The 22,759-nt window shown below is 73.0% G+C and carries 20 protein-coding genes; 6 read left to right on the forward strand and 14 right to left on the reverse strand.

From position 1 onward, the window contains the following. Positions 1-132: 132 nt before the first annotated feature. The 5 genes from MJ876_RS18980 to MJ876_RS19000 form a co-directional block, all read right to left on the reverse strand. Positions 133-1,908, reverse strand: a complete 1,776-nt coding sequence (locus MJ876_RS18980; protein ID WP_240236675.1) for an ABC transporter substrate-binding protein — start codon at positions 1,906-1,908, stop codon at positions 133-135. A gap of 95 nt (positions 1,909-2,003) precedes the next feature. Further along, positions 2,004-3,011 (reverse strand): ABC transporter permease, encoded by a 1,008-nt coding sequence (locus MJ876_RS18985; RefSeq protein WP_240236674.1) that lies wholly within the window; start codon positions 3,009-3,011, stop codon positions 2,004-2,006. A gap of 121 nt (positions 3,012-3,132) precedes the next feature. Further along, on the reverse strand, positions 3,133-4,941 hold the full coding sequence (aspS, locus tag MJ876_RS18990) for an aspartate--tRNA ligase (protein WP_240236673.1): 1,809 nt from the start codon (positions 4,939-4,941) through the stop codon (positions 3,133-3,135). Beyond that, positions 4,938-6,311: a histidine--tRNA ligase gene (gene hisS / locus MJ876_RS18995; RefSeq protein ID WP_240236672.1), complete on the reverse strand. Its 1,374-nt coding sequence runs from the start codon at positions 6,309-6,311 to the stop codon at positions 4,938-4,940. Before hisS ends, aspS begins: the two co-directional genes overlap by 4 nt. Before the next feature lie 4 nt (positions 6,312-6,315). Then, positions 6,316-7,038 (reverse strand): MBL fold metallo-hydrolase, encoded by a 723-nt coding sequence (locus MJ876_RS19000; RefSeq protein ID WP_240236671.1) that lies wholly within the window; start codon positions 7,036-7,038, stop codon positions 6,316-6,318. Positions 7,039-7,111: 73 nt separating this feature from the next. On the opposite strand from MJ876_RS19000, the gene MJ876_RS19005 reads away from it, so the two are divergent. Genes MJ876_RS19005 through opgC form a run of 6 tightly spaced genes read left to right on the forward strand, consistent with a single transcriptional unit; the run spans position 7,112 to position 14,804 of the window. Then, entirely contained in the window at positions 7,112-8,338 is a 1,227-nt protein-coding gene (locus MJ876_RS19005; protein ID WP_240236670.1) for a DUF349 domain-containing protein, read from the forward strand. Further along, entirely contained in the window at positions 8,335-9,552 is a 1,218-nt protein-coding gene (locus MJ876_RS19010; RefSeq protein ID WP_240236669.1) for a PP2C family protein-serine/threonine phosphatase, read from the forward strand. The genes MJ876_RS19005 and MJ876_RS19010 overlap by 4 nt, the downstream gene beginning before the upstream one ends. 17 nt (positions 9,553-9,569) lie before the next feature. Beyond that, on the forward strand, positions 9,570-11,570 hold the full coding sequence (locus MJ876_RS19015) for a glycosyltransferase family 2 protein (RefSeq protein WP_240236668.1): 2,001 nt from the start codon (positions 9,570-9,572) through the stop codon (positions 11,568-11,570). Further along, the gene (locus MJ876_RS19020) at positions 11,567-11,896 is read left to right on the forward strand and encodes an STAS domain-containing protein (RefSeq protein WP_240236667.1); all 330 of its coding nucleotides are present in this window, start codon (positions 11,567-11,569) and stop codon (positions 11,894-11,896) included. Before MJ876_RS19015 ends, MJ876_RS19020 begins: the two co-directional genes overlap by 4 nt. Beyond that, complete coding sequence (locus MJ876_RS19025; protein WP_240236666.1) at positions 11,896-12,318, forward strand: ATP-binding protein; 423 nt, start codon at positions 11,896-11,898, stop codon at positions 12,316-12,318. Before MJ876_RS19020 ends, MJ876_RS19025 begins: the two co-directional genes overlap by 1 nt. Further along, a complete protein-coding gene (gene opgC, locus MJ876_RS22385) occupies positions 12,315-14,804 on the forward strand; it encodes an OpgC domain-containing protein (RefSeq protein WP_240236665.1) in 2,490 nt (829 codons plus the stop codon). The genes MJ876_RS19025 and opgC overlap by 4 nt, the downstream gene beginning before the upstream one ends. A gap of 89 nt (positions 14,805-14,893) precedes the next feature. On the opposite strand, the gene MJ876_RS19035 is transcribed toward opgC, so the two are convergent. The 9 genes from MJ876_RS19035 to MJ876_RS19075 form a co-directional block, all read right to left on the reverse strand. Beyond that, a complete protein-coding gene (locus MJ876_RS19035; RefSeq protein ID WP_374202470.1) occupies positions 14,894-17,251 on the reverse strand; it encodes a bifunctional (p)ppGpp synthetase/guanosine-3',5'-bis(diphosphate) 3'-pyrophosphohydrolase in 2,358 nt (785 codons plus the stop codon). Between the two features lie 31 nt (positions 17,252-17,282). Beyond that, positions 17,283-17,822, reverse strand: coding sequence for an adenine phosphoribosyltransferase (locus MJ876_RS19040; RefSeq protein WP_374202474.1), 540 nt, complete (start codon positions 17,820-17,822; stop codon positions 17,283-17,285). A 12-nt stretch (positions 17,823-17,834) separates the two neighbouring features. After that, positions 17,835-18,167 (reverse strand): preprotein translocase subunit YajC, encoded by a 333-nt coding sequence (gene yajC, locus MJ876_RS19045; RefSeq protein WP_240236664.1) that lies wholly within the window; start codon positions 18,165-18,167, stop codon positions 17,835-17,837. A 205-nt stretch (positions 18,168-18,372) separates the two neighbouring features. After that, positions 18,373-19,401, reverse strand: coding sequence for a Holliday junction branch migration DNA helicase RuvB (gene ruvB, locus MJ876_RS19050; RefSeq protein WP_374202473.1), 1,029 nt, complete (start codon positions 19,399-19,401; stop codon positions 18,373-18,375). A 61-nt stretch (positions 19,402-19,462) separates the two neighbouring features. Beyond that, complete coding sequence (gene ruvA / locus MJ876_RS19055; protein ID WP_240236663.1) at positions 19,463-20,071, reverse strand: Holliday junction branch migration protein RuvA; 609 nt, start codon at positions 20,069-20,071, stop codon at positions 19,463-19,465. Continuing rightward, on the reverse strand, positions 20,068-20,589 hold the full coding sequence (gene ruvC / locus MJ876_RS19060) for a crossover junction endodeoxyribonuclease RuvC (RefSeq protein ID WP_240236662.1): 522 nt from the start codon (positions 20,587-20,589) through the stop codon (positions 20,068-20,070). Before ruvC ends, ruvA begins: the two co-directional genes overlap by 4 nt. A 95-nt stretch (positions 20,590-20,684) precedes the next feature. Further along, positions 20,685-21,449 carry a YebC/PmpR family DNA-binding transcriptional regulator gene (locus tag MJ876_RS19065; RefSeq protein ID WP_240236661.1) on the reverse strand — a complete coding sequence of 255 codons (765 nt, stop codon included), beginning with the start codon at positions 21,447-21,449 and terminating at the stop codon, positions 20,685-20,687. A 106-nt stretch (positions 21,450-21,555) separates the two neighbouring features. Further along, positions 21,556-22,074 carry a hypothetical protein gene (locus tag MJ876_RS19070; protein WP_240236660.1) on the reverse strand — a complete coding sequence of 173 codons (519 nt, stop codon included), beginning with the start codon at positions 22,072-22,074 and terminating at the stop codon, positions 21,556-21,558. Next, positions 22,074-22,759 (reverse strand): TasA family protein (locus MJ876_RS19075; protein ID WP_240236659.1); only part of this gene is annotated, 686 nt, incomplete at its 5' end. The genes MJ876_RS19075 and MJ876_RS19070, both read right to left, overlap by 1 nt.

The following is a 22,759-nucleotide window of genomic DNA, read 5'->3' on the forward strand; positions in this document are numbered from 1 at the left end:
GGCTCGGTGCGGGCGGACGGGACACCGGGATCCTCCGGCGCCCGTCCGCCCGACGGGCGTCGTGCCCGGCCGGCTCAGGGCCGACCGGACACGACGGGGTTGGTGCGAGGTGGTGCTGCTAGCTCAGGCCGGTCACTCCGGGACGACGTACATGTCGCGCCAGTTCGGGAAGCCCTGGGCGGCGTCGTTCTGGAAGTTGCCCACCCGCTCGCCGTAGGCGAACAGGTTGTTGAGGTAGCCGAGCGTCAGGGTCGGGAAGTAGTCCTGACGGATGGTGCGGTCGAGGTCGGCCCACGCGGCGGGCTGCTCCTCCACCGGCAGGGACGAGATCTCGCCGATGCGGTCGTCGACCTCCTGCTCGGAGAAGTTGCCGGTGTTGTACTCCTGGCCGCTCTCGAACAGCGCCGGGATGAACGTCGAGGCCGACGGCCAGTCCGAGCACCAGGCGACGCCGCGGACGTTCAGCTCCTGGTAGATGTTGTTGTCCGGGTCGGTCCACACGTCGTACGGCGAGCCGCCGTAGCCGAACGCCTGGGTGGCGAAGCCCGCGTCCTCGAGGGCGGTCTCGATCTGCTCCTTGGCCGCACGGCCCTCCGGGGTGGAGTTGGTGAAGGAGAAGCGGATCTCGTACTCGCCGGGCTCGTAGCCGGCCTCGGCGAGCAGCTCGCGCGCACGCTCCGGGTCGGTCTCGATGGTCTCGCCCGGGATCGCCTCGTAGTCCTCGCGGCCGGCCATGCCCGGGGGCAGGATCGGCTCGCCGAAGGTACGGGTCAGGCCGGGGATCTCACCGGCGGCCGCGGCGGCGTCCTCGTAGGGGTACGCGAAGGCGAGGGCCTGGCGGACCTCGATCTCGTCGATCTTCTCGTAGTCCGGGTTCCAGAACGAGGTGCAGGCCTGCGAGGCCGGCACGACGCGGTCACCGAGGTTCTCGGTGGCCTGCTGGTACGACGAGCCCTGGAGCGCGGTGAGGACCGTGGTCTCGGAGTCGGCGGTGTTGTTCAGCATGACCTGGTCGCTGGCCGTGGTGTCCTGGCCGAACTCGAACACGTACTCGTCCGGGTACTGGTGGCGCGACGCGTCGGTGTTGGGGTCCCACTCGTCGTTGCGCTCGAGGCGGAGGATCTCCCCGGCGCGGAACTCGGCGACCTTGTAGGGGCCGGTGGCCAGCGGCGCGTTGCCGTAGCCGGGAGCCTCGCCCTCGGGGCCCGAGGGCACCGGGCCCATGGCCATGAAGGAGCCCCAGTAGTCCATCTCCGGGAAGGGCTGGGACATCTCGATGGTGATGTCGCTGCCGTCGACCGTGATGGCCGGGAAGTCCTCGCCGTCCTCGTACGGGCCGGCGTAGTCCTTGCCGCCGGCGAAGTACGTCTTCGAGTACTTCGTGCCGGGGCCCTGCAGGTCGGCCGACTCCGACAGCGAGCGCTTCATGCCGAAGGCGACGTCCTCGGCGGTGACGGGATCACCGTTCTCCCAGCGGATGCCGTCCTTGATCGTGAACGTCCACTCGGTGAAGTCGTCGTTCGGGGTGCCGAGGTCGGTGGCGAGGTCGGGGACCAGCACCATCTCGTCGGTCTCGTAGTCGTACTTGAAGGTCGTGAGCGACCGGAAGACGAGGTTCTGCAGGATCGAGTTGTCGGTGACCGACCACCCGGCCGTGGGGTCCAGGGTCGTCGGGCCCTCGTCGGGCAGCGGGAGGAGCACGTTCAGCGTGCCACCCTCCTCGGCGCCCTCGATGGGCTCCGCGGGGCCCTGTGCCTCGGGGTCCTTGAGCTCGCCCGCGGCGCCGCCCTCCTGGAACCCCTCGCCGGCCTGAGGCTGGTCGCCTCCACCGCCGCCGCCGCCGCATGCCGCCAGCGTGAACAACGCTGCCGCTCCTGCGACCGCAGCCATGGACTTGCTGCGCTTCATGTCCAGCCTTCCTTGTCGTGATGGTCGGTCGCGGTGTGGATGCCGCGTCCGCGTTCCCGAGAACGCTTCTGGCGCCTCGAAGATCGGAGCAGGCGTCAGCGCCTGGTCTTGGGGTCGAGGGCGTCGCGGATCGCGTCGCCCAGGAGGTTGAGGGCGATGACCAGGAGGACGATCCCGATCACCGGCTGCCACAGGTACTGCGGGTAGACGTCGAACCACTGCACGGCACCCGCGACGGTCTGGCCCCACGAGGGCCGGTCGACGACGCCGATGCCGAGGTACGACAGCCCGGCCTCCGCGGCGACGTACGCCGGCAGGGCCAGGGAGAAGGCGACCACGATGGGGGCCACCAGGTTGGGGAGGATCTCCTTGCGGAGGATCCGGTGGGTGGGGACGCCGATCGCGCGGGCGGCCTGCACGAACTCGCGCTCGCGCAGCGACAGCACCTCGCCGCGGATCAGGCGGGCCATCGTCATCCAGCCGAAGAGCGTCAGCACCGCGATGACGGAGTAGAACTGGATCTCCCCCAGCCGCTGGGGGTCGGTGCCGAACCGGTCGGACAGGATCGGCGCCAGCGCGAGCGCGGCCAGCAGGAACGGGATGGTCAGGAACAGGTCCGTGACGAACATCAGGACCCGGTCGACCACGCCGCCCAGGTAGCCGGCCAGCAGGCCGACGATCACGCCGACCACGGTCGACAGCACCGCCGCGGACGCCGCGATGATCATCGACGTCCTCGCGCCGTACAGCCACACGGCGAGGTTGTCGGTGCCCACGCGGGGCGCGACGCCGAAGGGGTGCTCGGGGTCGAAGCCCCCGAAGGGCGGGCCCTCCAGCGGCAGCTGGCTGATCAGGTTGATCCGCTCCGAGGCGAGCGGGGTCTCCAGCGAGACGCCGAACAGGTTCGCGATGGCTCCCGCGAACACGGCGATCACCGCGAAGACGAGGACCACGAGCAGCGACGCCATGGCCAGCCAGTCGCGACGCAGCCGGTCGAAGGCGATGCGGGTCGGCGACTTGCCGGCGATGGCCTTCGGCGCCGACTGGGGGGCCCCGGGGGGCTCCGTCGACTGCGTCTGCACCTCCGCCTGCGGCAGGGTCATGCTCACCTCGTGTTCGTCACCCGAATGACCGTGCGCCCCGGTGGCGCGTGGTGAGCCTAGACCGGCGCGGATCGAGACAGGATCACTGCGGAATAACGATTGCGTCTCGCGCCGGTCCTTGCTAGGAGCCCGCTGAGGACCCCGCCGCGGCGTCGGGCTGAGGTGCCTTCGGCTTCGCGTCGACACCCGCCTCGCGCCGCTGCTCGGGGCTGATGGGCGCCGGCGCGGCGGTCAGCGGGTCGTAGCCGCCGCCGGACTTCGGGAACGCGATGACCTCGCGGATCGAGTCCGCCCCGGCCAGCAGCGCGACGATCCGGTCCCACCCGAAGGCGATGCCGCCGTGCGGCGGGGCGCCGTAGGCGAAGGCGTCGAGCAGGAAGCCGAACTTCTCGGTCGCCTCCTCCTCGGAGAGCCCCATCACCGCGAAGACGCGCTTCTGGACGTCCTCACGGTGGATACGGATCGACCCGCCGCCGATCTCGTTGCCGTTGCAGACGATGTCGTAGGCCCACGCCGGTGCCTCGCCGGGGTCGACGTCGAAGGTCTCGAGGTCCTGCGGGCTGGTGAAGGCGTGGTGGACGGCGGTCCAGGCGCCCGAGCCGACCGCGACGTCGCCCGCGGCCTGGGCGTCGGACGCCGGCTCGAACAGCGGCGCGTCGACGACCCACACGAAGCTCCAGGCGTCGGTGTCGATGAGGCCGAGGCGGTGGCCGATCTCCAGGCGCGCGGCGCCGAGCAGCGCCCGCGAGGTCTTGGGCGGGCCGGCGGCGAAGAAGACGCAGTCCCCCGGCTGGGCGCCTACGTGGGCGGCCAGCCCGGCCTTCTCGGTGTCGCTGATGTTCTTGCTGACCGGGCCGGTCAGCTCGCCGTCGGGCTGCACCAGGACGTAGGCCAGGCCCTTGGCGCCGCGCTGCTTGGCCCACTCCTGCCACGCGTCGAGCGTGCGGCGCGGCTGGTCCGCCCCGCCGGGCATGACGACCGCCCCGACGTACGGCGCCTGGAAGACGCGGAACGGGGTGTCGGCGAAGAACGCGGTGCAGTCGACGAGCTCCTGGCCCATCCGCAGGTCGGGCTTGTCGGTGCCGAACCGGGCCATGGCCTCGGCGTACGGCATCCGCGGGATCGGCGTGGTGATCTCGTGGCCGACCAGGCGCCACAGGGCGGCGAGGATCTCCTCCGACAGGGCGATCACGTCGTCCTGGTCGACGAAGCTCATCTCGACGTCGAGCTGGGTGAACTCGGGCTGGCGGTCGGCGCGGAAGTCCTCGTCGCGGTAGCAGCGCGCGATCTGGTAGTACCGCTCGAGGCCGCCGACCATCAGCAGCTGCTTGAACAGCTGGGGGCTCTGCGGCAGCGCGTACCAGGACCCCGGCCGCAGGCGGGCGGGCACGAGGAAGTCGCGGGCGCCCTCCGGCGTGGAGCGGGTGAGGGTGGGCGTCTCGACCTCGACGAAGTCGTGGGAGGCCAGCACCCCGCGGGCGGCGGCGTTGACCTTGCTGCGCAGGCGCAGCGCGTGGGCGGGCCCGGCGCGACGCAGGTCGAGGTAGCGGTGGCGCAGGCGCGCCTCCTCCCCCACCTCGCCGCCGGCGTGGCCGGAGGCGTCGTCCACGGGGAACGGCAGCGGGGCGCTGGCGCTGAGCACCTCGAGGTCGGTGGCGACCACCTCGATGTCGCCGGTGGCCAGGGCGGGGTTCTCGTTGCCCTCCTTGCGGGCGACGACCTCCCCGGTCACCTTCACGCAGTACTCGCTGCGCAGGCTGCCGGCGACCTCCTCGTCGCGGACGACGACCTGCACCACGCCGGACGCCTCCCGCAGGTCGAGGAAGGCGACGCCGCCGTGGTCGCGGCGGCGGGCGACCCAGCCGGCGAGGGTGACGGTCTGGCCGACGTGCTCGGCGCGGAGGGCTCCGGCGTCGTGGGTGCGGATCACTGCTGCTCCTTCGCCTGCACGCGGGGGCGCAGGTCCTCGGTGGGTGGGGTCCAGGTGTCGGGGTCGGCCGTGACCTGCTCGCCGCTGCGGATGTCCTTGACCTCGTGCTCCGTCGTCTCCCCGTCCGTGCCGGCGGGCGCGGGGAACCAGACGTACGGGATGCCGCGCCGCTCGGCGTAGCGGATCTGCTTGCCGAACCGCTGCGGCGTCGCCGCCACCTCGCAGGGGACGTCGCGGGCCCGCAGCCGGTCGGCCACGGCGTCGGCGTGGGCCCGGGACGCCTCGTCGGGCAGCGCGACCAGCACGGCGCTCGGCACGGCCCGGTCCGCCGCGAGACCCGTGCGGGCGAGCAGGGGGACGACGACGCGGCTGACGCCGAACGAGATGCCGACACCCGGGTACGTCGTCCTGCCGTCGGTCGCGAGGGCGTCGTAGCGCCCGCCCGAGCAGATCGAGCCCAGCGACTCCCAGCCGCGCAGGCGGGTCTCGAAGACGGTGCCGGTGTAGTAGTCGAGCCCGCGGGCCACCGAGAGGTCGGCGACGACCGAGACCCGGTCGTCGACCAGCCCCGCGCAGGCGCCGAGCACGCCGACCAGCTCGGCGAGGCCCTCCTCGAGCAGGGGGTCGGTGACCCCCAGGGCGCGGACGTCGGCCTCGAGCGCGGCGGCGTCCGTGGCGCGGACGGCCGCGAGCGCGAGCACCCGCTCGGCCGTGGCGTCGTCCAGGCCGACGGGCCCCACGAGCTCGCCGCGGACGGACTCGACGGGCAGCTTGTCGAGCTTGTCGACCTGGCGCATCACCTCGTCGACGAGCTCGCCGCCGGTGATCCCGAGGCCCGCGTAGTAGCCGGCGATGACCTTGCGGTTGTTGACCTGCAGCGTGAACCCGGGCAGAAAGTCCAGGCGACGGAGCGCGTCGACCATGACGCGCGCGACCTCGGCGTCGTGGTGGGTCCCGAGCTCGCCGCGCCCGACGATGTCGATGTCGGCCTGGGTGAACTCGCGGAACCGGCCCTCCTGGGGCCGCTCCCCGCGCCACACCTTCTGCACCTGGTAGCGGCGGAAGGGGAACTCGAGGTGCCCCGCGTGCTCCAGCACGTAGCGCGCGAAGGGGACGGTGAGGTCGAAGTGCAGGCCGAGGCCGGCGTGGCCGTCCGCGGAGGTCTCGTGGAGGCGCCGCAGCAGGTAGACCTCCTTCGCGGTGTCGCCCTTGCGCAGCAGCACGTCGAGCGGCTCGACGGCGCGGGTCTCGACGCCGGCGAAGCCGTGCAGCTCGAAGACGTGGCGCAGGGTGTCCAGCACCTGCTGCTCCACGGCGCGCTGCGCGGGCAGCAGCTCGGGGAACCCGCTGAGCGGGGTGGGCTTGCTCATCGACTCACAGACCTCGGGTGACTCGTCCGGCGTCGTCCCCGCGCTGGAGGTCGAGCAGGTAGGGGTTGGTGGCGCGCTCGCGGCCGATCGACGTCTGCTCGCCGTGACCGGGGAGCACGACCACGTCGTCGTCCAGCGGCAGCACCTTGTCGGCCAGGGTGCGCAGCATCGTGGCGTGGTCGCCGCCCGGCAGGTCCGTGCGGCCGATGGAGCCGGCGAACAGCACGTCACCCGCGAACAGCACCTCGCTGACGCCCTGCTCGGGGTGGGGGGTGCGGAAGGTCACCGACCCACGGGTGTGGCCGGGCATGTGGTCGACGGTGAAGGTGATCCCGGCGAGCTCCAGGGTGGTGGTGTCGTCGAGCAGGCGGACGTCGTCCGGCTCGACCCACGTGTGCTCCCTGCCCCCGAGCAGCTGCGGCATCATCTGCCGCGTGTCGGCGCTCATCCCCGCGAGCGGGTCGGTGAGCAGGTGCCGGTCCTCGCCGTGGATCCAGGCGGTCGCGTCGTACGCCCCGGCGACGGGGGTCACGCACCAGACGTGGTCCAGGTGGCCGTGCGTCGCGAGGACGGCGACGGGCTTGAGGCCCCGCTCGCGGACCACCTGGGCCACCCCGTCGGCGGCGTCCTTGCCGGGGTCGACGACGACGCACTCGCTGCGGTCGCCGGTGGCCACGACGTAGCAGTTCGTGCCCCAGGGTCCGGCGGGGAAGCCTGCGATCAGCACCCGCCGCACACTACCGATGCGGTGTGCGGACGGAGCCGACGCCCACGGGCCCGGCTCTCGATACGATGATGCGGTGACCAGCCACGAGTGGGGCCGGGTGGACGACGAGGGCACGGTCTTCGTCAGGACGGCGGACGGCGAGCGCGCCGTCGGCTCCTACCCGGCCGGCACACCCCAGGAGGCCCTGGCGTTCTTCACCGAGCGCTACGACGGACTCGCCTTCGAGGTCGAGCTGACCGAGCAGCGGGTCCGGGGCGGTGTGGTGGGGCCGGACGAGGCCGCCGCCGCCGTCGCCCGGGTGCGCGGCCAGGTCGACGGCGCGAACGCGGTCGGCGACCTCGACGGCCTGCTGCGCCGCCTCGACGCGCTCGGCGAGGTGATCGCCACCCAGCGCGAGGCGAAGCGCGCCGAGAAGGCCAGGGCCCAGACCGAGGCGCGCACCGGCAAGGAGGAGATCGTCGCCGCCGCCGAGCAGATCGCCGCCGGCAACGACTGGCGCCACGGCGCCAACCGCCTGCGCGAGCTGCTGGAGCGGTGGAAGGCGCTGCCGCGGCTGGACCGGCCGACCGACGACGCCCTGTGGAAGCGGTTCTCCGGCGCCCGCACGGCGTACACGAAGGCCCGGAAGGCCCACTTCGCCGAGCAGGACACCAAGCGGGAGGGCGCCAGGGTCGTCAAGGAGCGCCTGGCCGCCGAGGCCGAGTCGCTGGCCGGCTCGACCGACTGGGGCCCGACGTCCGGCCGCTACCGCGACCTCATGCGGGACTGGAAGGCCGCCGGCCCGGCGCCCCGCGACGTCGACGAGGCGCTGTGGCGGCGCTTCCGCGGCGCACAGGACCAGTTCTTCGGCGCCCGCGACGCCGCCAACCGCGCCCAGGACGAGGAGTTCGCGGCGAACGCCGAGGTCAAGGAGGCCCTGCTGGTCGAGGCCGAGGCGCTGGTGCCGGTGACCGACCTCGACGCCGCGAAGCGCGCCTTCCGCGACCTGGCGGACCGCTGGGACGAGGCCGGCAAGGTGCCCCGGGACCGGATGAAGGAGCTCGAGGGGCGCTTCCGCGCCGTCGAGTCCGCCATCCGGGGGGCCGAGGACTCGCAGTGGTCGCGGTCCGACCCCGAGAAGTCGGCCCGGGCCGGTGACCTCGTCGCGAAGCTGGAGGCGGCCATCACCGGCCTCGAGGCCGAGCAGGAGCAGGCCCGGGCGGCCGGGGACGAGAAGAAGGCCGAGCGCCTCGAGTCCGACCTGGCCTCGCGCAGGATGTTCCTCGACGCTGCCAGGCGGGCGTCCGCGGACTTCTCGTGACGCCCGAGGCGGGAGCCGAGCCGGAGCGGCGCAGCCGCGGGCTCGACGCCCTGGACCTGCTGGACACCCCGGCCGAGGAGCGCTTCGACCGGTTCACCCGGCTCGCGCTGGTGCTCTTCGACGTCCCGATCGCCTCGATCACGCTCGTCGACGGCGAGCGGACGTTCTTCAAGTCGCTGACCCGGATCCCCCAGGTGCCGCAGCCACCGGCGAGCGACGACTTCTCCCTCGCGTGCGTGAAGTCCGGGGAGCTGCTGGTCGTGCCCGACGCCCGCGAGGACCCGACGTACGCCGGGGCGCCCACGGTCGTCGGCGCGCCGCGGGTCCGGTTCTGGGCCGGTCACCCCGTGCACGACGCCCACGGCACCGCGATCGGCACCCTGGCGCTGGCCGACCGCCGGCTGCGGCCCTGGGAGGACCGCGACGCCCAGCTGCTGCGGGAGCTGGCCCGCTGGGTGGACACCGAGCTCCAGACGGAGGGCGAGGCGCAGCGCGCGACCGCCGTCCAGGAGGCGCTGCTGCCGCCGCCGCTCGTGCTCGACGGGTACGACGCCGCGGCCGTCTGCCTGCCCACCTCCGTCGTCTCCGGCGACTTCTACGACCACGCGGGCTTCGGCGACGCCGGGCACCTCCTCGCGCTCGCCGACGTCATGGGCAAGGGCACCGGGGCGGCCATCCTCACCGCCACCGTGCGCGCCTCGCTGCGCGCCGAGGCGACGGCGTACGCGCAGGGCCGCGGGGGGCGGCACGAGGACGGTGCCGACCTCGGCACGGTGGTCTCCGCGGTCAACGCGCTGCTGGTCAGCGACCTGGCGGCCTCCGACGCCTTCGTCACCGGGTTCGTCGCCTGGGCGCACCCGGGTCGGGGCGAGGTGCGCTGGGTGGACGCCGGCCACGGCCTCGCCCTGGTCTGCCGCGCCGACGGGGCGGTGGAGCAGCTGCGGGGCGGGGACCTGCCCCTCGGCATCACCGCGGACTGGACCTGGACCGAGTCCTCCGTCGGGCTCGAGCCGGGCGACTGGTTCGTGCTGACCAGCGACGGCCTGCTCGACCTGCTGGGCGGGACGATGGACTCCCTCGGCGAGATCGCCCGTCTCGCGCTCGCCGCCGAGCACCCCCGGGCGCTCGTCGAGCGGGTCGCCGAGCTCGCGGAGACCGACCCCGCACGGGACGACGTCACCGTTCTGGCGATTCGGCGAACAAGTCCCTTGTAACTACCTAGGGTTCAGGGGTGTCTCGGGACAGTCCCCCCTCCCCCGCACCCCAGTGGCTCATCCGGGTCGCGGTGCTGCTCACCGTCGTGCTCGGCGTCAACTACGTCGTCTGGCGCTGGCTGTTCTCGGTCAACTGGAACGCCTGGTGGATCGCGGTCCCGCTGGTCGTGGCCGAGACGTACAGCATCATCGACGCCCTGCTGTTCGGGACGACCGTGTGGAAGGTGAAGCGCCGGGGCGAGGCGCCCCCACCTCCCCCGGACGCGACCGTCGACGTCTTCGTCACGACCTACAACGAGCCGCTCGACCTCGTGCAGCGCACCGCGCTGGCCGCCCGCGACATCCACCACCCGCACCGCACCTGGATCCTCGACGACGGCTCCCGCACCGAGCTCCACGACTGGGCCGAGGCGCACGGCATCGGCTGGATCCGCCGCAGCGAGGACTGGGTGGACCGGCCACGGCACGCCAAGGCGGGCAACATCAACAACGCCCTCATGCAGACCGAGGGCGAGTTCCTGCTCATCCTGGACGCCGACCAGGTGCCGGCCCCCGAGATCCTCGACAAGACCCTCGGCTGGTTCACCGACCCCGAGGTCGCGCTGGTGCAGACCCCGCAGTACTTCGTCAACGTCCCGAGGTCCGACCCGCTCGGCAGCCAGGCGCCGCTCTTCTACGGCCCGATCCAGCAGGGCAAGGACGGCTGGAACGCCGCGTTCTTCTGCGGCTCCAACGCCGTCCTGCGCCGCGAGGCGCTCATGCAGCTCGGCGTCTCCCGGTACGCCCAGGAGGTCGAGACCGCCGTGCGCCGGGCGCTCAAGACCTCCGACGCGGTGCTGGCCAACGCACGCGACGACCTCGACCCCGACGACCACCGTCTGCGCGCCGCGATCGACGAGGTGGCGGCGGAGGTCCGCCACGCCCGCGCGGAGCTCGACGCGGGCGCCGCGCTCGCCGACGTCACCTACGGCTTCCAGCAGCGCATCGACGCCGTGACCGACCGGCTCGTCGCCGAGGACCTCACCGCCCTCCGCGCCGACCTGGAGGTCATCGCCGGCCTCGAGGGCGCCATCGCGGAGGAGTCGAGCCCGCTGGCCGTCCTCGACGAGGTCGCCCTCGACCGGGTCACACGACGGGAGTGGTCCCCCCTCGGGGCCCTGGAGACGGTCAAGGCCCTGATCAGCGCCGTCGACATGAGCCGCGACGACGAGGCCCAGCCCGTCATGCCGCTGGCGACCATCTCGGTCACCGAGGACATGGCCACCGCGATGCGGATGCACGCGATGGGCTGGCGCTCGGTCTACCACCACGAGGTCCTGGCCCACGGCCTCGCGCCCGAGGACCTCGGCTCCATGCTCACCCAGCGGCTGCGCTGGGCCCAGGGCACGATGCAGGTGATGTTCCGGGAGAACCCCCTGTTCGTGAAGGGGCTCAGCGTCCCGCAGCGCCTCATGTACTTCTCCACCATGTGGAGCTACCTCTCGGGCTTCGCGGCCGTCGTCTACGTGACCGCGCCGGTGGTCTACCTGTGCTTCGGCGTGCTGCCGGTGCAGTCGCTGTCGAGCGAGTTCTTCGCCCGCCTGATCCCGTTCCTCGTGGTCAACCAGCTGATGTTCCTCGTCGTCGGCAAGGGCGTGCCGACCTGGCGCGGGCAGCAGTACTCGCTGGTGCTCTTCCCCACCTGGATCAAGTCGGTGACCTCCGCCTTCGGCAACGTGTTCCTCGGCCGGCACCTCGACTTCTCGGTCACGCCCAAGGAGCGTCCCGTCACCGACGGGCCGCAGTGGCACCTGGTCAAGCCGCAGCTCATCGTCATCGGCGCCCTCGTGGTCGCCGTCGCCCTCGGCATGGTCCGCCTCGCCGTCGGGCAGGCCGACCCCCTCGGGGTGTGGGCCAACGTGGCGTGGGTCCTCTTCGACCTCCTCATCTTCAGCGTCGTCATCCAGGCCGTGCTCTACCGCGGTCCCGACCCAGAACCGGATCCCCAGGAACACCCCCAGGAAGGGAGCACGCCGTGAGCGACTTCGAGGTCACCGTCACCGACGAGGGCGTCGGTGTCGTCCGCCCGCTCGACCGCCTGACGATGGTCTCGGCCAAGCGGTTCTCCGGACACGTCGCCGACCTCATCGGCGGCGGCACGTCGCGGATCGTCGTCGACCTGTCCCGGACCGGCTTCGTCGACTCCTCCGGCCTCGGCGCGCTGATCGCCGGGCTCAAGTCCGCCCGGCAGGCGGGCGGCGACCTCCGTCTCGCCGCTCCCTCCGAGCAGGTCACCACGATCCTGTCGCTGACGAACCTCGACAAGGTCCTGCGCCCGCGGGACAGCGTGGAGAGCGCGTTCTGATGGACGCCGAGCTGGTGCGCTCGGTGCGGCTGCCGGGCCGGGTCGAGAGCGTCGACGCCGTCGGGCGCGAGCTCGCCGACGTGTGGCGCGACGCGCCGGACGTCTCCCCGACCGACCGCACCCGGGTCGAGACGGCGCTGGTCGAGGTCGTCGGCAACGTCGTCGAGCACGCCCTCGCGGGCCGGCGCGGCGGCGAGGTCGTCGTGCAGCTCCGCGTCACGGGCCGGGAGGTCGTCGCCGAGGTCGCGGACGACGGCACCGAGCTGACGGTCGACCCGGGCGCGGCGACGATGCCCGGCGCGGACGCCGTCAGCGGGCGCGGGCTCGCGATGGCGGTCGCCGTCACCGACGAGCTGCACTACCGCCGCGACGGCGACACCAACCGCTGGCGGCTGCGCTGGGAGCGGGGTGACGGGTCGTGACCACGCTCCTGCGTCGCCTCGCCGCCCTGCCGGGCGCCGTCCTGGTCCTCCTCGCGCTCCTCCCCGCCGGCCCGGCCTCCGCGGCGGCGGCCGACCCGGTCCCGGCGCCGTCGGGCGGGCCGTACTTCGGCCCTCAGCTCGACTGGACCGACGACTCGGCGGCGCAGTACGCCGACCGGCTCGGCGCCCGCCCCTCCGCGTACGCCCAGCTGGCCGCCTACCCGCTGTCCGGCGCCGACGTCACCGTCGTCGAGCAGTTCGCGCAGCAGGCCGCCCAGCAGGGCGCGCTCGCCGAGCTGACCCTGGAGCCGTCGGTCGCGCTGGAGGAGCTCACCGCGGACGACGCCGAGGCCCTCGTCGACGTCCTCGTCGACGTGCACGACCAGTACGACACGACGGTCCTCCTGCGCTTCGCACCGGAGATGAACGCCTCCTGGACGCCGTGGGGCCAGGAGCCGTCGGCGTACGTCGACGCCTTCCGCGAGCTGGCCGACGTCGTCCACGCCGGCGCGCCGGACGCCGTCATGGTGTGGGCGCCGTCGTACGGCTCGGGCTACCCGTTCACCGGCAGCTCCGGTCGCATCGAGGGCCTCGGCTCCCGCGACCTGGCGCGCCTCGACACCACGGGCGACGGGCTCGTGGACGCCGCCGACGACCCGTACGGCCCGTACTTCCCGGGCGAGGACGCGGTCGACTGGGTCGGCCTCAGCGTCTACCACTACGGCGTGCGCCTCGACGACGGCGAGACCGACGACGAGACCGAGGGCATCGACGAGGAGACCAACACGGTCCCCGAGCCCGGCGCGTACGCCGCCCGGCTGGAGGAGGCCGCCGGCTACGGCGACGACCGCACCCGCGAGAGCTTCTACGACCGGTTCTCCGCGGCGTACGACCTGCCGATGTCGGTCCGCACGGGCGCGTTCTACGACCCCGAGGCCTCGGGCGACGACGGCCCCGAGGAGATCAAGCGCTCCTGGTGGCGCCAGGTGATCGACCCCGACACGGCCGCGGCGTACCCGAACATCGAGCTGATCACCTGGCTCGAGGTGCGGCGGGCCGAGGCCGAGACCGGCGACACCGTCGTCGACTGGCGGGTCACCCACACCCGGGCGCTCGCCGGGGCGCTGCGCACCGACCTGCGCGCCGCCGGGGTCGACCTCGGCCCGGTCACCCGCGTCATCGACCAGGAGGCGTCGAACGAGGCGACCAACCAGTACCTCACCGACCGCATCGACGCCGGCGACCAGATGGGGTGGATCACCGCGCTCGTCGTCGCGGCGTTCCTCGCGTTCGTGCTGTCCGGGCTCCTCGGACGGCTGGTGCCGTCCTGGCGCTACCCGACGCCCGACGACCCGCGCGACCAGCGCCTCGACCTGCTGCGCGGCTGGATCATCTGTGCCGTCGTCATCACCCACATCGAGGTCGCAGGCCCGTACAGCTACGTCGCCCTCAACGCCATCGGCGCGATCACCGGCGCCGAGCTGTTCGTGCTGCTGTCCGGGATCGTGCTGGGGATGGTCTACCCCGTCGCGGTGCGCCGGCAGGGTGAGTACGTCGCCGCGGTCCAGGCCCTGCGCCGCGCCCGCAAGCAGTACGTGACCGCCCTGGTCGTCGTCGTCCTGGTCTTCCTGATCTCGCTCGTGCCGTTCGTCGACGCCTCGGTCATCACCACGTTCACCGACCGCGGCACCGGCTCCGCCGGGCCCGAGGCCGCCGGGCAGGTCTACGACCTGTACGTCAACGCGCCGCGGCTCTTCGACTACCCGCCGCCGTGGTACGCCGTCCGGCAGCTGCTGCTGCTCGAGATGGGGCCGTGGGTCTTCAACATCATGGGCCTGTTCGTGGTCCTGTCGTTGCTGGTGCCGGCCCTGATGTGGGCGATCCAGCGGGGCTTCTGGTGGGCGGTGCTGCTCGGGAGCGCCGCGCTCTACGGGCTGGACCACTGGGTCGGTCTCGACCTGCTCCCCTCGCAGTTCGACGACGTCTTCCCCCTCGCGGTGTGGCAGGTGCCGTTCTGCGTCGGGCTGGTCGTCGGCAAGTACCGCCGCGAGATCACCCGCGCGCTGACCTCCCGGGTCGGCAAGGTCGCGGTGGGCGTCGCCCTCGGTGCGTACGCCGCCACCCTCGGCCTGCTGTGGCTGCAGCACGGCTCGGCGTACGACTGGCTCTACCCGAACCTCTACCAGCGCACCGAGCTCCAGGGCGGCCGCCTGATCGACCTGGTCCTGGTCATCGTCGTCGCCTACGCGATCCTGACCTGCGTGTGGAAGCCGATCGCCGCGGCGTTCGGCTGGTTCCTCGTCCCGCTCGGCCGGGTCAGCCTCTACGTGTTCATCGTCCACGTGTTCTTCGTGCTCGCCGTCGGCAACGTCCCCGGCCTCGACCGCACCAGCTGGTGGCAGGGCCTGGTCGTCCACACCGTCGTCCTGGCGGTCATCTGGGTGATGGTGCGGACGAAGTTCCTGGCCAAGGTGATCCCGGCCTAGGAGGCGGGAGGTGGTCGAGCAGCGGAGCCGTGGTTCCTGAGCCTGTCGAAGGGCGCCCGCGGCTCCGCGTCGAGACCTCGGCGACCGACCTACTGGGTCACGCGGTAGGCGTCGAAGACGCCGGGCACGGTGCGGACCGCGCGGAGGACCGAGTCGAGGTGCTTCGCGTCGGCCATCTCGAAGGTGAAGCGGCTCTTGGCCACGCGGTCGCGGGTGGTCGACAGCGACGCGGACAGGATGTTCACGTGGACGTCGGACAGCGCCATGGTGATGTCCGAGAGCAGGCGGGCCCGGTCGAGGGCCTCCACCTGGATGTTGACCAGGAACATCGACTGCGCCGTCGGCGCCCACTCGACGGCGAGCAGCCGCTCGGGGTGGGACTGCAGCTCCCGGGCGTTGGTGCAGTCGCCGCGGTGGACCGAGACCCCGCCGCCCTTCGTGACGAAGCCGAGGATGGGGTCCGGCGGCACCGGGGTGCAGCACTTCGCCAGCTTCACCCACACGTCGGGGGCGCCGGCGACGATCACGCCGGGGTCGCCCGCGGCGGCGGCCTTGGAGCGCCCGCGGCGCCCCGTGATGGTGACGGCCTCGGCGAGGTCCTCGGCCGCGCCGGCGTCGCCCCCGTGGAGCTCGATGACGCGGCGTACGACGGCCTGCGCGGAGAGGTTGGCCTCGCCGACGGCGGCGTAGAGCGACGTGACGTCGGAGAGGTGGAAGTGCGTCGCCGCCTCGGTCAGCGTCTCGTGGGACATGAGGCGCTTGAGGGGCAGGCCCTCCTTGCGCATGAGCCGCGCGATCTGGTCCTTGCCGCGCTCGATGGCCTCGTCGCGGCGCTCCTTCGTGAACCACTGCCGGATCTTCGACCGGGCGCGGGGTGACTTGACGAAGCCGAGCCAGTCGCGCGACGGGCCGGCGTTCGCGGCCTTCGACGTGAAGACCTCGACGTTGTCGCCGTTCTCCAGCTGCGACTCCAGCGGGACCAGCCGCCCGTTCACGCGGGCGCCGATCGTGTGGTGGCCGACCTCGGTGTGGACGGCGTACGCGAAGTCGACGGGGGTCGCGCCGGCCGGGAGGGCGATGACGTCGCCGCGGGGGGTGAAGACGTAGACCTCGGACTGGTTGACCTCGAAGCGCAGGGACTCCAGGAACTCGCCCGGGTCCTCGACGTCGCTCTGCCAGTCGAGGAGCTGCTTGACCCAGGTCATGTCGTCCAGGTCGCCGCGACGCTCGGTGTCGGCACCTGAGCGGCCGTCCTCCTTGTACTTCCAGTGCGCCGCGACGCCGTACTCCGCCCGGCGGTGCATGCCGTAGGTGCGGATCTGCAGCTCGACGGGCTTGCCCTGGGGGCCGATCACCGTGGTGTGCAGCGACTGGTACATGTTGAACTTCGGGAGCGCGACGAAGTCCTTGAACCGGCCGACGACGGGGTTCCAGCGGTGGTGCAGGACGCCGAGCACGGCGTAGCAGTCGCGGTCCTGCTCGACGAGGACGCGGATGCCGACCAGGTCGTAGATGTCGGAGAACTCGCGGCCGCCGACGATCATCTTCTGGTAGATCGAGTAGTAGTGCTTGGGCCGGCCGGTGACGGTGGCCTTGATGCCCGCGGCCTTGAGGTCGGCCTCGACCTCGCTGATGACCTGGGCGAGGAACGAGTCGCGGGACGGCGCCCGCTCGGCCACCAGGCGCACGATCTCGTCGTAGATCTTGGGGTGGAGCGTCGCGAACGCGAGGTCCTCGAGCTCCCACTTCAGGGTGTTCATGCCCAGCCTGTGCGCGAGGGGGGCGTAGATGTCGAGCGTCTCGCGGGCCTTCCGCTCCTGCGTCTCCGGCTTGACGTAGCGCAGCGTCCGCATGTTGTGGAGCCGGTCGGCGAGCTTGATGACCAGCACCCGGATGTCGCGGGCCATCGCGACGATCATCTTGCGCAGCGTCTCGGCCTGGGCCGAGTCGCCGTACTTGACCTTGTCGAGCTTGGTGACGCCGTCCACGAGCTGCGCGACCTCGTCGCCGAAGTCGGCGCGCAGCTGGGCGAGGGTGTACTCGGTGTCCTCGACGGTGTCGTGCAGGAGCGAGGCGACGAGCGTCGGCTCGGTCATGCCGATCTCGGCGAGGATGGTGGTCACCGCGAGCGGGTGGGTGATGTACGGGTCCCCGCTCTTGCGCGACTGGTGCGAGTGCAGGCGCTCCGCGGTGGTGTACGCGCGCTCGAGCAGGGCGAGGTCCGCCTTGGGGTGGTGCGTGCGGACCGCCTTGAACAGCGGCCCCAGCACCGGGTTGTCACCGGAGCTGCTGCGCGTGCCGATCCGCGCCAGGCGTGCGCGCATCCCGCGGGCGGAGGTGACCGGCTCGGGTGCGGGACGGGGCTCGGGCGGCGGCGCCGCCGGGCTCGTCTCGACCCGGGGCTCGGTGGCGGTCCCGGAGGGAGCGCGCCCGGTGTCGTCGGTCACGCCTCCAGTGTAGGGCCGTGCCCGACGCGACTCAGACCGCGAGCAGGCTCGTCAGCGGGATGTCGCCCAGCGACTCGCGACCGGGCAGGAACGTGAGCTCCATGAGCATCGCGACGGACGTCGTCCGCGCGCCGCAGCGCTCGACGAGCTCGCGCGTGGCGGCCAGCGTGCCCCCGGTGGCGAGGACGTCGTCCACGAGCAGCACGCGGTCGCCCTCCCCCAGCGCGTCGGTGTGGATCTCGAGGGTGGCCTCGCCGTACTCCAGCGAGTAGGAGACGGAGTAAGTCTCGCGCGGCAGCTTGCCCGCCTTGCGGACCGGCACCAGCGGCACCCCGAGGGCCAGCGCGACGGGCGCGGCGAGCAGGAAGCCGCGGGCCTCCATGCCGACGACCGCGTCGACGGTGGTCGTGCCGTCGGCGTCGCGGCCGGCGGCCGCGAGTGCCTCGACGACGTCGCCCAGACCGGCCGGGTCGGCCAGCAGCGGGGTGATGTCCTTGAACACCACGCCCTCGGTCGGGAAGTCCGGGACGTCGACCACCAGCCGCTCCATGGCGGAGCGGGCGCGCTCCAGGGCGTCGCTCACTCAGAGCTCCTTGCGGGTGTCGTCGGTCGTGTCGACGGCCGGGTCCGCGGCGGTGTCGCCGAGCGGGGTCCTCTCCGGGACGACCGTGGCGATCGCGGCGCGCGCGACCGTGACGACGACGCCGTCGGCGATGGAGACGTCGACGCGCTCGGGATCGTCGACGGCCACGAGGGTCCCGAAGATGCCGGAGGTGAGCATGACCTCGGAGCCCACCCCCAGCGCCGCCTGCATCTCACGCTGCTGCTTGGCGCGCTTGGACTGCGGCCGGATCACCAGCAGGTAGAAGATCGCGACGATCGCGATGATCGGAAGGAGGGCGGACAGCTGCTCCACGAGGAGACCTTTCACGGGTGGGTGGGACCGACCCGAGTCTAGGAGGAGGCTGTCACCGCCCCGTCCGAGGTGGTCGGTTCCGCCGGTGAGCCACGAGATCGCCTCGCGGGCCCGGGAGCACCGGCCCGGGTCGACGCGGCCTCGGGCCCCGCGCACGACCTGGTCCCCGCCGGCTCGACCGGCCGTGTGCCGGCGACCGGGAGCGTCAGCCCTCGAAGAGCGTGCTGTCGCCGCCGGTGACCGGCGGCGGGGTGAGGCCGAGGTGGGCCCAGGCCGCAGGGGTGGCGACGCGGCCGCGCGGGGTGCGCGCGAGGAGGCCCTGCCGGACCAGGAACGGCTCGGCGACCTCCTCCACCGTCTCGCGCTCCTCCCCCACGGCGACGGCGAGGGTCGAGACGCCCACGGGGCCCCCGCCGAAGCGGCGGCAGAGGACGTCGAGGACGCCGCGGTCGAGACGGTCGAGCCCCGACTCGTCGACCTCGTAGAGGTCGAGCGCCGCGCGGGCCGCCTCGGGCGTGACGACACCGTCCGCTCGGACCTGCGCCCAGTCACGCACGCGGCGCAGCAGGCGGTTGGCGATGCGCGGCGTGCCGCGCGAGCGCGACGCGATCTCGGCGGTGCCCTCACCGGTCACGTCGACCCCGAGCAGGTCGGCCGAGCGACGGACGATGAGGTCGAGCTCGGCGGGCTCGTAGAACTCGAGGTGGGCGGTGAACCCGAACCGGTCCCGCAGCGGCCCCGGCAGCAGCCCCGCCCGGGTCGTCGCGCCGACCAGGGTGAACGGGGGGATCTCGAGCGGGATCGCGGTCGCGCCGGGGCCCTTGCCGATGACGACGTCGACGCGGAAGTCCTCCATCGCGACGTAGAGCATCTCCTCCGCCGGCCGGGCGGTGCGGTGGATCTCGTCGACGAAGAGGACGTCGCCCTCGTTCATCCCGGACAGGATCGCCGCGAGGTCGCCGGCGTGGGTCAGCGCCGGGCCGCTGGTGATGCGGAGCGGCGCCCCCATCTCGGCCGCGATGATCATGGCCAGCGTGGTCTTGCCCAGGCCGGGCGGCCCCGAGAGCAGCACGTGGTCCGGGGCCCTCCCGCGCCGACGGGCGGCCTCGAGGACCAGGCCGAGCTGCTCACGGACCCGGTGCTGGCCCACGACCTCGTCGAGCGAGCGGGGCCGCAGGGCGGCCTCGACCGCGCGCTCGTCGCCGTCCGCGTCGGCGGCGACCAGCGACCTCAGGTGGGTCGCCTCGACGGCCTCGTAGTCGTCCAGGCCGTGCTCCGGGCCAGCATCCACGACGTCAGGCCTTGCTCAGCGCGCGCAGCGCGGCTCGCAGCAGCGCCCCGACGTCGGGCACCGGGCCGGCCTGGTCGGCAACCGTCTCGACCGCCCGGTCCGCCTCCTTGGCCGACCAGCCGAGGCCGACGAGACCCTGGTGGACCTGGCCGCGCCAGGCGTCGGCGGAGCCCGCGGCCGGGCCGGCCGGGGTCGTGGTGGCGGCACCGACGGGCGGACCGATCCGGTCCTTGAGCTCGAGGATGATCCGCTGGGCGCCCTTCTGCCCGATGCCCGGCACCGCCGTGAGGCGCTTGGTGTCCTCCGCGGCGATCGCCCGGCGCAGCTCGTCGGGGCCGAGGACGGCGAGCATCGCCTGGGCGACCTTCGGACCCACGCCGGAGGCGGTCTGCGCCAGCTCGAAGCAGTCGCGCTCGTCGTCGCTCGCGAAGCCGAACAGGGTCAGGGAGTCCTCCCGGACGACGAGCGAGGCCGCGAGCGTGGCCTCCTGCCCGGTCCGCAGCCCCGCCAGGGTGCCCGGCGTGCAGGCGAGGTGGAGGCCGATGCCGCCGACCTCGACGACCGCGCCGGTCAGGGTCACGGCCAGGACGGGGCCGCGGACGCTGCTGATCATCGTGCTCCTCCCGAGCGGGCCAGCGCGGCGTCCAGCCGCGCCTGGGCGCCGCCGCGCCAGATGTGGGTGATCGCGAGCGCGACGGCGTCCGCCGCGTCCGCGGGCTTCGGGGCGGCGGGCAGCCGCAGGATGCGGGCGACCATCAGGCCGACCTGGGCCTTGTCGGCGCGGCCGTTGCCGGAGACGGCGGCCTTGACCTCGCTGGGGGTGTGTGTCGCGACGGCGATCCCCCGCCGCGCGGCCGCGACCAGCGCGAGGCCGCTGGCCTGCGCGGTGCCCATCACGGTCGAGACGTCGGAGCGCGCGAAGACCCGCTCGACCGCGACGGCGTCGGGGCGGAACTCCTCGATCCACTCCGCCAGCCCGGCCTCGATGGTCACGAGCCGGGTCGCGATCGGCACCCCCGCGGAGGTCCTGATGACGTTGGCGTCGACGAGCCGCAGCGGCCGGCCCACGTCACCCTCGACGACGCCGACCCCGCACCGGGTCAGCCCGGGGTCGATCCCGAGCACGCGCATGGGCCACCTCTCGCCGTACGAACACCTGTTCGCACACGCTAGCGGCCGGCACCGACGTCGCCCACGCGACACGCCCCGGCGGGACGGCCGGGGGCTCAGGCGTCGACGGTCGCCATGACCTCGTCGGAGACGTCGAAGTTCGCGTAGACGTTCTGGACGTCGTCCAGGTCCTCGAGGGCCTCGACGAGGCGGAACACCTTGGGCGCCACCTCGGCGTCGAGCTCGACCTGCGAGTCCGGGACGAAGGAGGCCTCGGCGGAGTCGTAGTCGAAGCCGGCCGCCTGCAGCGCGGTCCGCACGCCGAGCAGGTCGGTGGCCTCCGAGATGACCTCGAACGACTCCCCCAGGTCGTTGATGTCGTCCGCGCCGGCCTCCAGCGTGGCCTCGAGGACGTCGTCCTCGGCGAGGGTGCGCCCCTCCTGCTGCTGAGGGACGACGACCACGCCCTTGCGGTGGAAGAGGAAGGACACCGAGCCCGGGTCGGCGAGCGTGCCGCCGTTGCGGGTCATCGCGGTGCGGACCTCCATGGCGGCCCGGTTCTTGTTGTCCGTCAGGCACTCGACCAGCAGCGCGACGCCGCCAGGGCCGTAGCCCTCGTACATGATCGTCTGGTAGTCGGCCCCGCCCGCCTCGGCGCCGGAGCCGCGCTGCACGGCGCGCTCGATGTTGTCCTTCGTGACCGACGACTTCTTCGCCTTCTGGATGGCGTCGTACAGCGTGGGGTTGCCCGCGGGGTCGCCGCCGCCCATCCGGGCCGCGACCTCGATGTTCTTCACGAGCTTGGTGTTCATCTTGCTGCGCCGCGCGTCGATGACGGCCTTCTTGTGCTTCGTGGTCGCCCACTTGGAGTGGCCTGACATCGCTCGTCCCTTCGTCGTCGCTGCGCACGGTCAGGGGCCGCCCGACCCCTCCGCGAGGATCGATCCTACCGACCTGCCGCTGGTCGCCCGGCGGGCACGGGAGCGCTCAGGTGCCGGTGCCGCAGGTGAAGTTGGCGATGAGCAGGCCGCCGTTGCGGAAGTTGCGGAGCCGCGCGGGGCTCGACTCGCGCGCGGAGTCCGTCAGCCGGGTCGTCACCCGGGCCTGGTAGGCCGTGTCCTGCAGGAGCGTGAGCCCGCCCCCGTCGAAGGTGAGCGTCGCCGTCGTCGGCCCGACGTTCATGAGGAAGTCCGGACCCAGCTTGGTCGCGGGGGTGACGTCGACCCGGTAGACGCGCAGGACGTACTGCACGCCCCCGCGCGGCGGCTCCGCGACGCGATCGGTCGTGAAGGTGACGCTCGCGCCCGGGTTGAGCGTCGGTCCCGACTCGACGCAGGACACCGGGTTCGCCGCCGGGGGCACGAAGACGGTCGACGCGCCGACCTCGCCGGTGGTCGAGGCCGCGGCGTCGGTGTAGACCGCCGCGGTGCCCGCGACGTGGCCGGGGAGGAGCAGCAGCAGTCCGGCGAGCAGCGTGGCGGCCACCGCGGGGCGACGCCGGACCATCAGGTCACCTGGGTCAAGGTCGCGCGCAGCAGCAGCGTGCCGGTCTTGCCCTGGTTGCCGTTGCCGGCGTTGACCGAGATCCCGATGCGCACGCAGACCGACTCCTGCGCCCCCGCGGCGAGGGACCGCGCGGAGGTCGTCAGCGAGAACGCGGAGGTGCTGGTGAGCAGCTGCTCCGGGCCGAGGGCCGCGCCCGAGCAGGTGTCCTGCACCGGGTAGGTCGTGTCCTCGACCGGGCTCCCCGTGTAGGCCTGCACCACGACGGCGTCGTCGAGGTAGGTCCAGGTGCCGCCCCGCAGCGCCTCCAGCCGGTACGTGCCCGGGGGGTCGCCGACGTTGCGGAGCGTGAGGCTGTACGCCTCGTACTCCCCCGGGGTCCGGTTCGCGAACGCGATCGACGACTTGGTGTAGCCGGCGCCCTGGCCGACCGCCTGGTCGTCCACGCGCAGGTCCATCGTGCCGGCGCTCACCGAGCCCGTCCCGACGTCGGCGCGGTCGTTCCAGAACGCGTACGTCCCCCCACCCCCGACCCCGACGCCGAGCGCGGCGACGAGGGCGAGCGCCAGGGCAGCGCGGTGGCGGGTCCGGCGCGGCAGGGAGGCCGGGGTCGCGCGGTGGCGGCTCACGTCGGGACCTCCGCCGGCGCGGGCTCCGCGGTGGGCCGCCCGGCGGGGGCGGTGCCGTC

It is taken from the genome of Nocardioides sp. CFH 31398, from assembly GCF_022436705.1.
Classification (GTDB): Bacteria; Actinomycetota; Actinomycetes; order Propionibacteriales; family Nocardioidaceae; genus Nocardioides.

What these genes read in the sequence shown, in the direction of transcription:
- MJ876_RS18980 (WP_240236675.1), bottom strand. Translation starts at nt 1,908, where the DNA reads ATGAAGCGCAGCAAGTCCATGGCTGCGGTCGCAGGAGCGGCAGCGTTG.
- MJ876_RS18985 (WP_240236674.1), bottom strand. Translation starts at nt 3,011, where the DNA reads ATGACCCTGCCGCAGGCGGAGGTGCAGACGCAGTCGACGGAGCCCCCC.
- hisS (WP_240236672.1), bottom strand. Translation starts at nt 6,311, where the DNA reads ATGAGCAAGCCCACCCCGCTCAGCGGGTTCCCCGAGCTGCTGCCCGCG.
- MJ876_RS19025 (WP_240236666.1), top strand. Translation starts at nt 11,896, where the DNA reads ATGGACGCCGAGCTGGTGCGCTCGGTGCGGCTGCCGGGCCGGGTCGAG.
- ruvA (WP_240236663.1), bottom strand. Translation starts at nt 20,071, where the DNA reads ATGATCAGCAGCGTCCGCGGCCCCGTCCTGGCCGTGACCCTGACCGGC.
- ruvC (WP_240236662.1), bottom strand. Translation starts at nt 20,589, where the DNA reads ATGCGCGTGCTCGGGATCGACCCCGGGCTGACCCGGTGCGGGGTCGGC.
- MJ876_RS19065 (WP_240236661.1), bottom strand. Translation starts at nt 21,449, where the DNA reads ATGTCAGGCCACTCCAAGTGGGCGACCACGAAGCACAAGAAGGCCGTC.
- MJ876_RS19070 (WP_240236660.1), bottom strand. Translation starts at nt 22,074, where the DNA reads ATGGTCCGGCGTCGCCCCGCGGTGGCCGCCACGCTGCTCGCCGGACTG.